The sequence below is a fragment of the Micromonospora vinacea genome (genome assembly GCF_015751785.1).
Lineage (GTDB): Bacteria > Actinomycetota > Actinomycetes > Mycobacteriales > Micromonosporaceae > Micromonospora > Micromonospora vinacea.
In genome coordinates this window covers 1534125-1547663 of sequence record NZ_JADOTY010000001.1, presented here as the reverse complement: position 1 = coordinate 1547663, position 13539 = coordinate 1534125, and the positions used below count along the sequence as shown (strand labels likewise).

General features: G+C 71.5%; 12 protein-coding genes. 7 read left to right on the top strand and 5 right to left on the bottom strand.

Annotated elements, in window-relative coordinates; all coding sequences use genetic code 11:
- Nucleotides 1-68 precede the first annotated feature (68 nt).
- Entirely contained in the window at nucleotides 69-413 is a 345-nt protein-coding gene (locus tag IW249_RS07535) for a histone-like nucleoid-structuring protein Lsr2 (RefSeq protein ID WP_036392792.1), read from the top strand.
- 592 nt (nucleotides 414-1005) lie between these two features.
- The gene (locus IW249_RS07530) at nucleotides 1006-3549 is read left to right on the top strand and encodes an ATP-dependent Clp protease ATP-binding subunit (protein WP_196920089.1); all 2544 of its coding nucleotides are present in this window, start codon (nucleotides 1006-1008) and stop codon (nucleotides 3547-3549) included.
- A gap of 411 nt (nucleotides 3550-3960) precedes the next feature.
- On the opposite strand, the gene IW249_RS07525 is transcribed toward IW249_RS07530, so the two are convergent.
- Nucleotides 3961-4872, bottom strand: coding sequence for an iron-sulfur binding domain-containing protein (locus IW249_RS07525; RefSeq protein WP_196920088.1), 912 nt, complete (start codon nucleotides 4870-4872; stop codon nucleotides 3961-3963).
- Between the two features lie 96 nt (nucleotides 4873-4968).
- On the opposite strand from IW249_RS07525, the gene IW249_RS07520 reads away from it, so the two are divergent.
- The 3 genes from IW249_RS07520 to IW249_RS07510 all read left to right on the top strand — a co-directional run bounded on the left by IW249_RS07520 (nucleotide 4969) and on the right by IW249_RS07510 (nucleotide 6873).
- A complete protein-coding gene (locus IW249_RS07520) occupies nucleotides 4969-5481 on the top strand; it encodes a glycine cleavage system transcriptional repressor (RefSeq protein ID WP_196920087.1) in 513 nt (170 codons plus the stop codon).
- Nucleotides 5478-6050 carry a peptide deformylase gene (locus tag IW249_RS07515; protein WP_196920086.1) on the top strand — a complete coding sequence of 191 codons (573 nt, stop codon included), beginning with the start codon at nucleotides 5478-5480 and terminating at the stop codon, nucleotides 6048-6050. The genes IW249_RS07520 and IW249_RS07515 overlap by 4 nt, the downstream gene beginning before the upstream one ends.
- Nucleotides 6051-6156: 106 nt before the next feature.
- Nucleotides 6157-6873, top strand: a complete 717-nt coding sequence (locus IW249_RS07510; protein WP_196920085.1) for a hypothetical protein — start codon at nucleotides 6157-6159, stop codon at nucleotides 6871-6873.
- Between the two features lie 6 nt (nucleotides 6874-6879).
- Here IW249_RS07510 and disA read toward each other — a convergent pair whose 3' ends face one another.
- The 4 genes from disA to IW249_RS07490 all read right to left on the bottom strand — a co-directional run bounded on the left by disA (nucleotide 6880) and on the right by IW249_RS07490 (nucleotide 11500).
- Nucleotides 6880-8064 (bottom strand): DNA integrity scanning diadenylate cyclase DisA, encoded by a 1185-nt coding sequence (gene disA, locus IW249_RS07505; protein ID WP_030327921.1) that lies wholly within the window; start codon nucleotides 8062-8064, stop codon nucleotides 6880-6882.
- A 131-nt stretch (nucleotides 8065-8195) separates the two neighbouring features.
- Nucleotides 8196-9653 (bottom strand): DNA repair protein RadA, encoded by a 1458-nt coding sequence (radA, locus tag IW249_RS07500; protein WP_196920084.1) that lies wholly within the window; start codon nucleotides 9651-9653, stop codon nucleotides 8196-8198.
- A gap of 87 nt (nucleotides 9654-9740) precedes the next feature.
- Entirely contained in the window at nucleotides 9741-10520 is a 780-nt protein-coding gene (locus IW249_RS07495; protein ID WP_196920083.1) for a hypothetical protein, read from the bottom strand.
- Nucleotides 10521-10660: 140 nt separating this feature from the next.
- A complete protein-coding gene (locus IW249_RS07490; protein WP_372433028.1) occupies nucleotides 10661-11500 on the bottom strand; it encodes a UbiA family prenyltransferase in 840 nt (279 codons plus the stop codon).
- 46 nt (nucleotides 11501-11546) lie between these two features.
- Between IW249_RS07490 and IW249_RS07485 the strand changes: the two genes are divergently transcribed.
- Together IW249_RS07485 and IW249_RS07480 are read left to right on the top strand one after the other, a co-directional pair.
- On the top strand, nucleotides 11547-12320 hold the full coding sequence (locus IW249_RS07485; protein WP_196920081.1) for a class I SAM-dependent methyltransferase: 774 nt from the start codon (nucleotides 11547-11549) through the stop codon (nucleotides 12318-12320).
- A 42-nt stretch (nucleotides 12321-12362) separates the two neighbouring features.
- Nucleotides 12363-13529 carry an acyl-CoA dehydrogenase family protein gene (locus IW249_RS07480; RefSeq protein ID WP_196920080.1) on the top strand — a complete coding sequence of 389 codons (1167 nt, stop codon included), beginning with the start codon at nucleotides 12363-12365 and terminating at the stop codon, nucleotides 13527-13529.
- Nucleotides 13530-13539: the final 10 nt, after the last annotated feature.

The window sequence follows — 13539 nt, the reverse complement described above, 5'->3', positions numbered from 1 at the left end:
CGACGAGCGGCGCGGGGGTTATTGTGCTCTCGTTAGCAGGAGCACCCTGCTCGAAAGGAATGTGGGACGTGGCCAAGCAGATCATTCACAAGCTGGTCGATGACCTGGACGGCGGGGACGCGGACGAGACCGTCAAGTTCGCCCTCGACGGCGTTCAGTACGAGATCGACCTGTCGAGCGCCAACGCCGCGAAATTGCGCGATGCATTTGCCTCGTACGTGGGTGCCGGCACCAAGGTCGGCCGAGGCGGCGTGGTGATCGGTGGGCGGGCTGCCCGCGGTCGGGGTGGCGCGACAGCCGATCGGGAACAGAACAAGGCGATCCGGGAGTGGGCCAAGAAGGCCGGCAAGGACATCTCCGACCGGGGTCGTATCCCGCAGGAGATCGTGGACGAGTTCCACGCGAAGCGCTGATCCGTCAGCACCTTGGTGGCCAGCCCGCCACCGCAGGCGACACCGACGCCGGGCCGGAGGAGTTCTCCGGGCCGGCGTCGCCGTATCCGCTGCGGTACGCCGTCGTCGCTCCGGGCCGGCGTCGTTGTGCCACGCTCCCGGGCGGGCGTCGTTATGTCCGTTTCGAGCTGGCGTTGTCGTGGCCGTTCCATGCTGGGAAGCATTCCGGGCCGACCGACGTTGTCCACAACCAGTGGACCAGCTATCCACAACCTGTGGACAACCTCCCCCAGGGCCCGGCGCGGCGCTCGTCGCGACCGCCGGTCCACCCTTCCGGACCCTCCCGGAGCGCTTCCGGACCCCGGATCGGGCTTCCGTCGAGCCAGTCGGATTTCGCTCTGCGCGTAGCGACAGGGCTACCGGAACACCTCCTGAGCGCGGACGGTTGTTCAAAACGACGTGGAACCGACCCAGAGCAGAGACACACGACCTCAGCTGAGTCGGTCAGCGACGATAGAGTAAGGAGGCACGGACGCCCGTCCTGGACGTTCGTGCACCGGCCCCGCCAAGATCTTGACCATCAAGGCGCACGGCACGTGAGGAGCACGAGGGCATGTTCGAGCGGTTCACCGACCGAGCGCGACGGGTTGTCGTCCTGGCCCAAGAAGAGGCCCGGATGCTCAACCACAACTACATCGGTACGGAACACATCCTGCTGGGCCTGATCCACGAAGGTGAAGGCGTCGCGGCAAAGGCCCTGGAGAGCCTCGGCATCTCCCTGGAGGGCGTCCGCCAGCAGGTCGAGGAGATCATCGGCCAGGGCCAGCAGGCGCCGAGCGGGCACATCCCGTTCACGCCGCGGGCCAAGAAGGTGCTGGAGCTGTCGCTGCGCGAGGCGCTGCAGCTCGGCCACAACTACATCGGCACGGAGCACATCCTGCTCGGGCTGATCCGTGAGGGCGAGGGCGTCGCCGCCCAGGTGCTGGTCAAGCTCGGCGCCGACCTCAACCGGGTCCGCCAGCAGGTGATCCAGCTGCTCTCCGGCTACCAGGGCAAGGAGCCTGCCGCGGCGGGCGCCGCGCCGGGTGAGGCCGCGCCGTCGACCAGCCTGGTGCTGGACCAGTTCGGCCGCAACCTGACTCAGGCCGCCCGCGAGGGCAAGCTCGACCCGGTCATCGGGCGCGAGAAGGAAATCGAGCGGGTCATGCAGGTGCTCTCCCGCCGTACCAAGAACAACCCGGTCCTGATCGGTGAGCCCGGCGTCGGTAAGACCGCCGTGGTGGAGGGCCTGTCCCAGAAGATCATCAAGGGCGAGGTGCCCGAGACCCTCAAGGACAAGCAGCTCTACACGCTCGACCTGGGCGCGCTCGTCGCCGGTTCCCGCTACCGCGGTGACTTCGAGGAGCGCCTCAAGAAGGTGCTCAAGGAGATCCGCACCCGCGGCGACATCATCCTGTTCATCGACGAGATCCACACCCTGGTGGGTGCGGGTGCCGCCGAGGGCGCGATCGACGCCGCGAGCATCCTCAAGCCGATGCTGGCCCGTGGTGAGCTGCAGACCATCGGTGCCACCACGTTGGATGAATACCGCAAGCACCTGGAGAAGGACGCCGCTCTCGAGCGCCGCTTCCAGCCGATCCAGGTGGGTGAGCCGTCGCTGGCCCACACCATCGAGATCCTCAAGGGCCTGCGGGACCGCTACGAGGCTCACCACCGCGTCTCGATCACGGATGCCGCTCTCGTGGCTGCCGCGACCCTGGCCGACCGGTACATCTCCGACCGCTTCCTCCCGGACAAGGCGATCGACCTGATCGACGAGGCCGGTGCCCGGATGCGGATCCGTCGGATGACCGCGCCGCCAGACCTGCGTGACTTCGACGAGCGCATCGCCCAGGTGCGTCGCGACAAGGAGTCCGCGATCGACGCGCAGGACTTCGAGCGCGCCGCCCAGCTGCGCGACAAGGAGAAGCAGCTCCTCGGGCAGAAGGCTCAGCGGGAGAAGGAGTGGAAGGCCGGTGACCTGGACGTCGTCAGCGAGGTTGACGACGAGCAGATCGCCGAGGTGCTCGGCAACTGGACCGGCATCCCGGTCTACAAGCTGACCGAGGAGGAGACCTCGCGCCTGCTGCGCATGGAGGACGAGCTGCACAAGCGCGTCATCGGCCAAGAGGACGCGGTCAAGGCGGTCTCGAAGGCGATCCGGCGTACCCGGGCCGGCCTGAAGGACCCGAAGCGCCCGTCGGGCTCGTTCATCTTCGCCGGCCCGTCCGGTGTCGGTAAGACCGAGCTGTCCAAGGCGCTCGCCGAGTTCCTCTTCGGCAGCGAGGACGCCCTCATCCAGCTGGACATGTCCGAGTTCCACGACCGTTACACGGTGTCGCGGCTCGTGGGTGCCCCTCCCGGCTACGTCGGCTACGACGAGGGCGGGCAGCTGACCGAGAAGGTGCGGCGTCGGCCGTTCTCGGTGGTCCTCTTCGACGAGATCGAGAAGGCCCACCCGGACGTGTTCAACACGCTCCTGCAGATCCTCGAAGACGGTCGGCTCACCGACGGTCAGGGTCGGATCGTGGACTTCAAGAACACGGTCATCATCCTGACCACCAACCTGGGCACCCGTGACGTCGCCAAGGCGGTGTCGCTGGGCTTCCAGCAGTCGGAGGACTCCGAGTCCAACTACGACCGGATGAAGCAGAAGGTCAACGACGAGCTCAAGCAGCATTTCCGGCCTGAGTTCCTCAACCGGATCGACGACACCATCGTCTTCCACCAGCTGCGTCAGACCGAGATCCTCTCGATCGTGGACATCATGATCCAGCGGATCGAGGGCCAGCTGCGGAACAAGGACATGGGTCTGGAGCTGACCGACAACGCCAAGAAGTACCTGGCCGCGAAGGGCTTCGACCCGGTGCTCGGTGCCCGTCCGCTTCGTCGCACGATCCAGCGCGACATCGAGGACAACCTCTCCGAGCGGATCCTGTTCAACGAGCTGACCCCGGGTCAGATCGTCGTGGTCGACTGCGAAGGCGACCCGGACGACATCGACAATTCCAAGCTCGTCTTCCGGGGCTCGGACAAGCCGGTTGAAGTTCCGGACGCCGTCCCGGCCGATCTCGGTGGCACTGCCGCTGGCACCGCCGCCGCAGGCGTGGACGAGTAACACAACCAGCAAGGGGCGGGGCCCCGGTGGCGCAAGCCACCGGGGCCCCGCCTTTCTGCGCCATCCCTACAGGGCCAACACCCACCGCAACCGCCCGCGCCTCGCGCCGCCTGCGCCGTCAAGATCCGCGCAGCATCAGGGAAAGTGCTGTCTCCCGGCGTCCGGAGGCAGCACTTTCCCTGATGTTGTCTGGGGCGTGATGGCGGGCAAGGTGCTGGCGCCCCGGCGATGGCCTCGCTACCGGTGCGGGCCCCACCGGCAAGATCGCGCAACATCCTGGATGTAGTGGCCTCTGGCGCGCCCGACACCACTACATCCAGGATCGAGCACGATCTTGAGCGCGCACCGCGCCGCGCCGCGCGGCGTCCGGCGCGCGGCGTCCGCCGCGCAGGGGACGCCAGGGTGGGCGGGTCAGGTGGTGAGGTCGGCGGTTGGGAGGGACGGGCCGTCGCCGACCAGGCGGAAGGAGTCGGCGCCGGCCGGTTCGACCAGGCCGTCCTGCACCAGGCCGGCGAGGGCGCGGGCGCGTTGCACGTCGTCGGACCAGACCTGGTCCAGCCGCTGGTGCGGGACCGGCCCGGTGCTGTCCCGGAGCACTCCGAGCAGCAGCCCGCGGACCTGTCGGTCGGTGCCCGCGTACCGCTGGGGTCGGCGGGTCGGCCCCGCCGGCGCCTCCTGGCCGGATGCCCGCCACGCGCAGACCGACTCGACGGGGCAGGAGGTACAGCGCGGTGACCGGGCTGTGCAGATCACCGCGCCCAGTTCCATGAACGCGGCGCTGGCCAGCGCCGCTGCGGCCGGTTCGGTCGGGAGTAGCTCTTCGGTGGCGACCAGGTCGGCTGGTCGGGTGACCGGCCCGGCGTCCGGTTCGCCGGCCACCGCCCGGCACACCACCCGGCGGACGTTGGTGTCGACCACCGGGTGCCGTTGCCCGTAGGCGAAGGCGGCTACCGCTCGCGCCGTGTAGGTGCCGACGCCGGGCAGTGCCAGCAGGTGCTCCAGGCGGTCCGGCACCTGGCCGCCGTGCCGGTCGACGATCGCTACCGCGCATTCGCGTAGTCGGACCGCCCGACGGGGGTAGCCGAGGCGTCCCCACATCCGGATCGCCTCGGCCGGCGTGTCCGCCGCCAACGCGGCCGGATCGGGCCAGCGGGTCAGCCACGCCTGCCAGGCCGGCACCACCCGGACCACTGGTGTCTGCTGGAGCATCACCTCGCTGACCAGGATGGCCCACGGGGTGACGCCGGGCTCGCGCCAGGGCAGGTCACGGGCGTGTTGCTGGAACCACCGGCTGACCACTGTGGCGAAGTCGGGTTGTGTCATGGCGTCGTCGATGATGTCACGCTCGAGGTTCCCGTTTGGTGGGCGGCTCGGGCGGGGTGCCACGTCCTCGTTCGGCGGACGGGGGAGAATGCGCGGATGAACGAGCTCGCGATCACCGTCATCGGTCGGGACCGGCCGGGCATCGTGGCCGACGTCGCGGAGGTGCTGGCCCGGCTGGGCGCGAACCTCACCGACAGCACGATGACGCGGCTGCGGGGGCATTTCGCGATGACCCTCATCTGCACCGGCCCGGCCGCCGCCGAGGTCGAGGCCGCACTGGCGTCGCTGACCGCCGAGGGCCAACTGCTGGCGACGGTACGCGCGGTCACGCCGGACGGCGATGTGCCTCCGGCGGGTGAGCCGTACGTGATGGCGGTGCACGGTTCGGACCGGATGGGGATCGTCGCGGCGATGACGCGGGTGCTGGTGGATGCCGGGGGGAATGTCACGGACCTGAGTACCCGGTTGACCGGTGCGCTCTACGTGGTTCTGGCGGAGGTCGAGTTGCCGGCTGGTGTGGCGGACACTCTGATCGACCGGCTGCACCGGACGGCTGCCGAGCTGGGCGTGGAGGTCACTCTCCGGCCTGCGGACCCGGATCTGTTGTGACCGGCGAGGAGCGCGGGCCGGAGTTCGGCCTGGGGGACTGGACACCGGAGTCGCTGGACGTGCCGGGCGAGGTGCGGGCTGTGGTGTCCGCCCCGCACCCGGTGTTGAGTCGTGCCGCGGACGAGGTCGATCCCACGGCGAAGGAGACGGTCCAGTTGGCGGCCGACCTGGTGGCCACGATGAAGGTTTCGCCGGGCTGTGTCGGGTTGGCCGCGCCGCAGGTCGGGGTGGGTGCTCGGGTCTTCGCCGTAAACGTGACGGGGCACCCGAAGGCGGTGACAGTGCACGGCACCTTCGTGTTGTGCAATGCGCGGGTGGTCGAGGCGACGCGGTGGAAGCCGGGCCGGGAGGGCTGCATGTCGGTGCCGGACCTGACCGGGGACGTCAAGCGGGCCAGCCGGCTGGTGGTGGAGGGTGATCTGCCGGGCAGCGGCGAGCCGGTCCGGCTGGTGACCGACGGCTTCGAGGCTCGGGCGTTGCAGCACGAGATCGACCACTGCGCAGGGCTACTCTTCCTGGATCGGGTGGCCGGTGCGCACGCGGTCTATCAGCGCAAGGTCTACCTGTGATCGGGTGCCGTACCGTCCTCAGTGGACGATGGGCCGAGCACCCCGGAGCGGCTCCGGCGCGTCGCGCCGCACTGCTGAGTACGGCGCGGCTACGGTGGAGGGCATCATGCGTCTGACGGTCGGCCCCCTGCCACCCGCCGTGTACTGGCGGCGTCGCGCCGTCGTACTCGGAGCGGGGTTCCTGTTCCTGATTGTCCTGCTCTACTCCTGCACCGGTTCGGATCGTTCCGGGGGTCAGGAGCCGAAGGCGGGTGGTTCGCCGTCGGCGACGTCCGCCGCGACGCCTGGTCCCGGCGGGCCGCTGCTGACACCGCAGACCGGGGCTCCGTCATCGTCGGCGTCCGCTGATTCGGGTGCGACGAATCCGACCCCGGCGATCACCAGCAACACACCGCCGCTGGGCGCGGCGGCCGGTTCGGAGGACGACGGCACCTGCACCGACGGGGAGATCAGCGTGGTCTCGTCGGCGAGTCCGACTTCGGTGCAGCGAGGCGCTGTGGTCGAGCTGCAACTGAGGATCAAGAACACGTCGAACCGGACGTGCAGTCGCAACGTCGGTGCCGACCTTCAGGAGATCTTCATCAAGTCCGGTGCCGAGAAGGTCTGGTCGTCGGACACCTGCGGCAAGGTCCAGGGCTCGGACGTGCAGTCCTTCACGCCGAACTTCGAGCGCTCCTACGAGGTGCCGTGGAACGGGCGGGACACCAGCCGCTGTGACGGTGCGCTGGCCGGAGGGCCGTTCCCGCCGGTCGGGTCGTACCAGGTGTTCGCCCGGGTCGGCACGAAGCTCAGCGAGCCGGTGAAGCTCACCGTCACCGGCTGAGCCGGCTCAGACGTAGCGTTCCAGGATGGACGCCTCGGCGAGCCGGGACAGCCCCTCACGGACACCGCGGGCCCGGGCGTCACCGACCCCTTCGACGGCCTGCAGGTCCTCCACTGTCGCGCCGAGCAGGCGCTGGAGGCTGCCGAAGTGCAGCACCAGGCGGTCGACGACCGCCACCGGGAGCCGTGGCACCTTGGCCAGCAGTCGGAAGCCGCGCGGACTGACCGCGGCGTCGAGCGCGTCGGACGCGGCCGGGTAACCGATCGCCTTGGCCACCGAGACCAGGTCGATCAGCTCGGTGGCACCGAGCAGGTCCAGCTCGACGAGGGCCTCGTCCAGGGTGCGCGACTTGCGGCCGACGGGGAGGTAGTCCCGGATGACGAGGGTGCGGTCGGCGTCCACGCCGGCCATCAGCTCGTCGAGTTGCAGGGCGAGCAGGCGGCCGTCGGTGCCCAACTCCACCACGTAACCGGCGATCTCGTCGGCGATCCGGCGGACCATCTCCAGTCGCTGCACCACGGCAACCGCGTCCCGCACGGTGACCAGATCCTCGATCTCCAGGGCGGAGAGAGTGCCGGAGACCTCGTCCAGCCGGAGCTTGTAGCGCTCCAGGGTGGCGAGCGCCTGGTTGGCCCGGGAGAGGATGGCCGCTGAGTCGTCGAGCACGTGCCGTTGGCCGTTGACGTAGAGGCTGATGATCCGCATTGACTGGCTGACCGAGATGACCGGGTAGCCGGTCTGGCGGGCCACCCGCTCGGCGGTGCGGTGCCGGGTGCCGGACTCTTCCGTCGGGATGGACGGGTCGGGCATCAGGTGCACGGCCGCCCGGACGATCCTGGTGCCGTCGCTGGAGAGCACCACAGCGCCGTCCATCTTGCACAGCTCACGCACCCGGGTCGCGGAGAACTCCACGTCCAGCGGGAAGCCGCCGGTGCACAGGCCCTCGACCACCTTGTCGTAGCCGAGCACGATGAGGGCACCCGTGCGGCCCCGCAGGATGCGCTCCAGACCGTCGCGCAAGGCGGTGCCGGGGGCCATCAGGGCGAGATTGGCCCGTAGCGGGTCCCCGGCGCTCCCAGCGGCTCCCGCTGTCACGCTCACGCTGATCGGGCGGGCGGGCGAGCCCACGGCGCCGGTGCGGGCCTGGGGCGGCGCGCCGGCTGGCTTGGTGGTATCGCGGTCGATCGGCACGGGCACAGTCTACGGACTGCCGTGCGGTGGGTGCTGTCGTGGTTACTGTGATGTGTCACGATGCCGCCCTCTTCAACGTTTCCCGCTTGCGACGTGCTGTCCGGTTTCGCCGCCCTCGTCGGCACGGTGGGTCACTCGGCGGACGCGCGGGCCGCATGGTGCAGGGCCGAACGGACGTCGGTGACCTCGGTCACCCGCATCTGCTCGGGGCCGGCGCCGGTGCTGGTCGGGCCGCAGCCGGGCGGCACCAGGGCCACCTTGAACCCCAGCCGGGCCGCCTCGGCCAGCCGGCGCGGCACCGCCCCGACCCGACGCACCTCGCCGGTCAGCCCCACCTCACCGATCGCCACCAGGTGCGGCGCGATCGCCAGGTTGAGCCCGCCGGAGGCGACCGCCAGCGCCACCGCCAGGTCGGCGGCGGGCTCCACCACCCTGATCCCGCCGACGGTGGCCGCGAAGACCTCCCGGTCGTGCAGGGTCAGCCGCTCGGTGCGCCGTTGCAGCACCGCGAGCACCATCGCCAGTCGCGCCGAGTCGAGGCCGGAGACGGTGCGTCGGGGAGAGCCCGCCACTGTCGCGCCGATCAGTGCCTGCACCTCGGTGACCAGGGCACGACGCCCCTCCATTGCCACTGTCACGCAGGTGCCCGGGACCGGCTCCGCGTAGCGGGTCAGGAACAACCCGGACGGGTCGGCCAGGCTGCTGATGCCGCCCTCGTGCATCTCGAAGCAGCCGACCTCGTCGGCAGCGCCGAACCTGTTCTTCACGCCGCGCACCAGGCGCAGCGACGAGTGCTTGTCGCCTTCGAAGTGCAGCACGACGTCGACCAGGTGCTCCAGCACCCGAGGCCCGGCCACCTGGCCGTCCTTGGTGACGTGGCCGACCAGCACTGTGGCGATGCCCCGCTCCTTGGCGACCGAGACCAGCGCGGCGGTGACCGCGCGGACCTGGGTCACCCCACCGGGCACCCCCTCGGTGCCGGTGGTCGAGATGGTCTGCACCGAGTCGAGCACCAGCAGGCCCGGCTTGACCGCGTCGAGGTGACCGAGCACCGAGCCCAGGTCGCTCTCCGCGGCGAGGTAGAGCTGCTCGTGCAGGGTGCCCATCCGCTCGGCGCGCAGGCGCACCTGACTGACCGACTCTTCGCCACTGACCACCAGCGAGGGGCTGCCGGCGCCGACCGCCCACTGCTGCGCCACATCGAGCAGGAGGGTCGACTTGCCCACGCCGGGCTCGCCGGCGAGCAACACCACGGCGCCGGGGACCAGGCCGCCGCCGAGCACCCGGTCGAGCTCGCTCACCCCGGTGGGCACGGCACGGGCCGGAGCGGCGCTGATGGTGGCGATCGGTCGGGCCGGCTCGGACGGCATCCGGGAGCTGACCACCCGACCGGAGACGGTCGGGCCGGTCACCGTGTGCTCGACCACCGCCCCCCACTCGCCGCACTCCGGGCAGCGCCCCACCCACTTGGGCGGCTGGTGCCCGCACGCGTCGCACTGGTAGGCCGGCCGCGGGTCGCGGGCGGCGGACCGACCACGGGCGGCACCGGCCGCACCGCCACGCGGAGGAGTCGATCGGGAGGTGGTCACATCAGGACGCTAGCCCTCGCGTACGACGAAAACACCCCGGCGTGGTGGTCACCACGCCGGGGCGTTCGTCGATGTGCGGATCGCGGGTCACTCGTGGGTCGTGCCGCCCTCGTTGCCCTCGTAGCCGCCCTCGCGCTCGATGATCGGCGACGGAGGGGCCGCCGGGGTGAGCGGCACCGCGACCGGCGCCTGGCCGGTGACCGTGTTGCCGTTGCCGAAGTCGAAGGTCACGACGACGTTCTGGCCGGAGCGCAGCGCCTCGGTCAGGCCGATCAGCCGGAGCTGGGTGGTGGCCTCGGAGTTGAACTGGATGTAGCTCAACGGCGCCAGCTCGATCCGGGCCGGCTGGCCGGGAGCGGCGGGGCTGGCCGAACCGGACGCCCGCGCCGACTCCGGGGCGGACGGGGTGGCCGAGGACGACCCGGTCTCGGAGGGCGTCACCGACGGGCTCGGCGAACCGGAGGTCGAGTTGGACGGGCTGGCCGAACCGGACGGCGACGGGCTCAGGGAGGCGGACTCCGAGGCGGACGGCGACGGGCTCGCCGAGCCGCCGCTGATCACCACCTCGCGGGCGCTCTCCGTGGTGACGGTGACCGTCACCGTCTCCTTGGAGTCGTTGTAGATCACCGCGCCGAGCCCCGCGTCCTGCCCGGCCTTGTAACCCTCGGTGCCCGGGAAGTCCACGAGCAGGCCTCGCACGGAGAAGGAACCGTTGCTGGTGGTGAGGTTGACGCCTTGGACCGACGGCTCCTTCAACGCCGTCTCGGCGATCTGACCGGTGCCGCATCCCGAAGCCAGCAGGCTGGCCGCCGCAATCCCGGACAGCAACAGGGCCGCCCGCCGGGATCCCCTGATCGAGCGCGTCACGTCGGTCCTCCTCGTCACAATCCCCACCCGGGCCGTACGCCGGGCACGGTGGCCATACCCGCGCAGACCGCGCTCCAGGGTAGTTGGGACTGATCGAGGCCCGCACGCGGACCCGGCAATGCCACCTGCCCGGGTGGCGTTCACACCACCCGACCGCTCGCCACCAGCAGAACCACGTCGATCAGGGCCACCAGCATCACCGCCCGGAAGGCCGCCACCGGCCGCCGGCCGGCCCGGATCGCCGAGCGCCCGGCGTACCAGCTCAGCGGCGGCACCACAGCGGCCGTGCCGACCGCCGCCCAGCCGATCGCCGACGGCGGCCCGGGTGGTCCGAGGACCAGGGTCGCGGTCGCCGCGAGGAGGAGACCCGCCGCGGCCAACCGGCTGCCGGCCGCGCCCAGCCGGTGGGGCAGGCCACGCACGCCGGTGCGGGCGTCGTCGGCCAGGTCGGGCAGCACGTTGGCGAAGTGCGCGCCGGCGCCCAGGCAGGCCGCCGCCGTCACCAGCCAGACCGGCGGGGCCGGCTGGCCGGGCAGTGCCAGCACCACGAAGGCGGGCAGCGCGCCGAACGACACGGCGTAGGGCAGCACCGAGAACGCGGTGGCCTTGAGCGGCCAGTCGTAGAGCAGGGCGGAGACCAGGGCGAGCGTCAACCAGAACGCCGCCGTCGGGTTCGTGGTCAGCGCCAGCAGCGGGCAGGCGACCGCGGCCGCCGCGGCGGCCCAGGCCGTGACGCGCCGACCGACCGCGCCACTGGCGACCGGTTTGTCGGTACGCCCCACAGTGGCGTCCCGCTCGGCGTCCAGCGCGTCGTTGGTCCAGCCGACGGCGAGCTGGCTGGCCAGCACGGCGAGCACCACCGAGACGATTCCGGCCGGCCGGTGGCCCACCCCCCAGGCCAGCAGACCGGCCACCGTGGTCACCGCCGCGGCCGGTTCCGGATGGCTCGCTCTGACCAGCCCTAACACCCTCGACGACATAAGGGAAGTCTGGTCGTTACCGAGCAGTCGTGCCACGCTCGGTTCCATGCGAGACGTGGCTGCGGCCGGGGCGTCCACTGGCGCGAGGGTGCTGCCGCGAAACGATCCGCGTCAGTACGACGATCTGGCCGGTGAGTGGTGGCGGCCGGATGGCGCGTTCGCGATGCTGCACTGGCTGGCGGAGGCGCGTGCAGCGCTGGTGCCGCCGGCCACCCGTCCGGACGCGTTGCTTGTCGACCTGGGCTGCGGTGCCGGCCTGCTCGCGCCGCACCTGGCCGGCAAGGGTTACCGCCACGTCGGGGTGGATCTGACCCGCTCGGCGCTCGTCCAGGCGGCCGAGCACGGGGTGCGGGTGGTCCAGGGTGATGCCACAGCGGTCCCGCTGCCTGACGGCTGCGCCGACGTGGTCTCGGCGGGCGAGTTGTTGGAGCACGTGCCGGCCTGGCCGCGCGCGGTGGCGGAGGCGTGCCGCCTGCTGCGCCCCGGTGGCGTGCTGGTGCTGGACACCCTGAACGACACGGCGCTGGCCCGGCTCGTCGCGGTGCGGATCGCCGAGCGGCTGCCGACGGTGCCGCGCGGCATCCACGATCCACGGTTGTTCGTGGACGCGCGGGCGCTGGTGGCCGAGTGCGCCCGACACGGTGTCGACCTGCGGCTGCGGGGCATCCGTCCGCAGGTCGGCGGGGTGCTCGCCTGGCTGCTGCGCCGCGCCCGCGCGGGCCGGACGCCCGGCGCGGTGCCCGCCGGCCGCGCGCCGCGCATCGTGCCGACCCGGTCCACCGCAGTGCTCTACCAGGGCCGGGGGGTCCGCAAAGGATAGTCAGGCCGTGGCGGGGGTATGGAACGCCAAGGAGGGGACGAGATGACGGTGCACGCGCTTGAGGCAGCACGCCGGTTGGCGCCGCGGTTCGCCGCGCGGGCGGCCGAGCACGACCGGGACGGTTCCTTCCCCGTGGACGACTTCGCCGACCTGCGCGAGGCCGGCCTGTTCGGGCTGATGGTGCCCCGGGCGCTCGGCGGCCTGGGAGCCACCTTCGCCGAGTACGCCGCGGTGGCCACTGAGCTTGCCCGGGGCAACGGTGCGACCGCCCTGGTGTTCAACATGCACGCCTCGGTCACCGGCGCGCTGGGCGCGGTCACCGAGGAGTTGGCCGAGGCGCTGGGCGTACCGGACGAGGCGCTGGCCGCCCGCGACCGGTTGCTCAGCGCGGCGGCACAGGGCTCCTGGTACGCGGTCGCGATGAGCGAGCGTGGCGCGGGCGCGCGGCTGTCCCAGCTGACCACCGCGTACGAGCCGACCGACGAGGGCTGGCACCTCAAGGGCAGCAAGACGTTCTGCTCCGGCGCCGGGCACGCGGACGGCTACCTGGTGGCGGCGCGCAGCGCGGCCGACCAGTCGGTGGTCTCACAGTTCCTGGTGCCGGCCGGCGACGGGCTGACAGTGGAGCCGACCTGGGATTCGCTCGGCATGCGCGCCACCTCCTCCCACGACCTGCACCTGGACGTCACGGTGCCCGCCGACCGGCTGCTCGGTGGGGTGGAGGGGCTGGCGCTGGTGGTGGCCCAACTGATGCCGCACTGGCTGGTGGCCAGCTACGCGGCCGTCTACGTGGGGGTCGCCCGCGCGGCGATCGACGCTGCGGCAGAGCACCTCAACGCCCGCAACCTGGCCGGTCTGCCGGCGGTGCGGGCCCGGCTGGGTCGGGCGGACGCGGCGACGGCAGCCGCACAGTTGGTGGTGGCGGAGGCGGCCCGCCGGGTGGACGAGGCGCCCGGTGACGAGGAGACCAACCGCTGGGTGTGGCGGGCGAAGCTGCTCGCCGGCACCACGGCCGCCGAGGTGGCGGCATCGGTGCTGGAGGCGGCGGGCACCTCGGCCACCCGCCGTGGTCATCCGTTGGAGCGGCTCTACCGCGACGCCCGCTGCGGCTCGCTGCACCCGGCCACGTCGGATGTCTGCGCCGACTGGCTCGGCATCGCCGCGTTGGGCGGCGACCCGGATCGTGACGGATCGGCACCGCGTTGGTGAGCCCGCCGCA

Bases quoted from the DNA above. Each gene is read 5' to 3' on its own strand.
- IW249_RS07490 (WP_372433028.1), bottom strand. From the start codon at position 11,500: ATGTCGTCGAGGGTGTTAGGGCTGGTCAGAGCGAGCCATCCGGAACCG.
- IW249_RS07485 (WP_196920081.1), top strand. From the start codon at position 11,547: ATGCGAGACGTGGCTGCGGCCGGGGCGTCCACTGGCGCGAGGGTGCTG.
- IW249_RS07520 (WP_196920087.1), top strand. From the start codon at position 4,969: ATGAACGAGCTCGCGATCACCGTCATCGGTCGGGACCGGCCGGGCATC.
- IW249_RS07480 (WP_196920080.1), top strand. From the start codon at position 12,363: ATGACGGTGCACGCGCTTGAGGCAGCACGCCGGTTGGCGCCGCGGTTC.
- IW249_RS07525 (WP_196920088.1), bottom strand. From the start codon at position 4,872: ATGACACAACCCGACTTCGCCACAGTGGTCAGCCGGTGGTTCCAGCAA.
- IW249_RS07530 (WP_196920089.1), top strand. From the start codon at position 1,006: ATGTTCGAGCGGTTCACCGACCGAGCGCGACGGGTTGTCGTCCTGGCC.
- IW249_RS07510 (WP_196920085.1), top strand. From the start codon at position 6,157: ATGCGTCTGACGGTCGGCCCCCTGCCACCCGCCGTGTACTGGCGGCGT.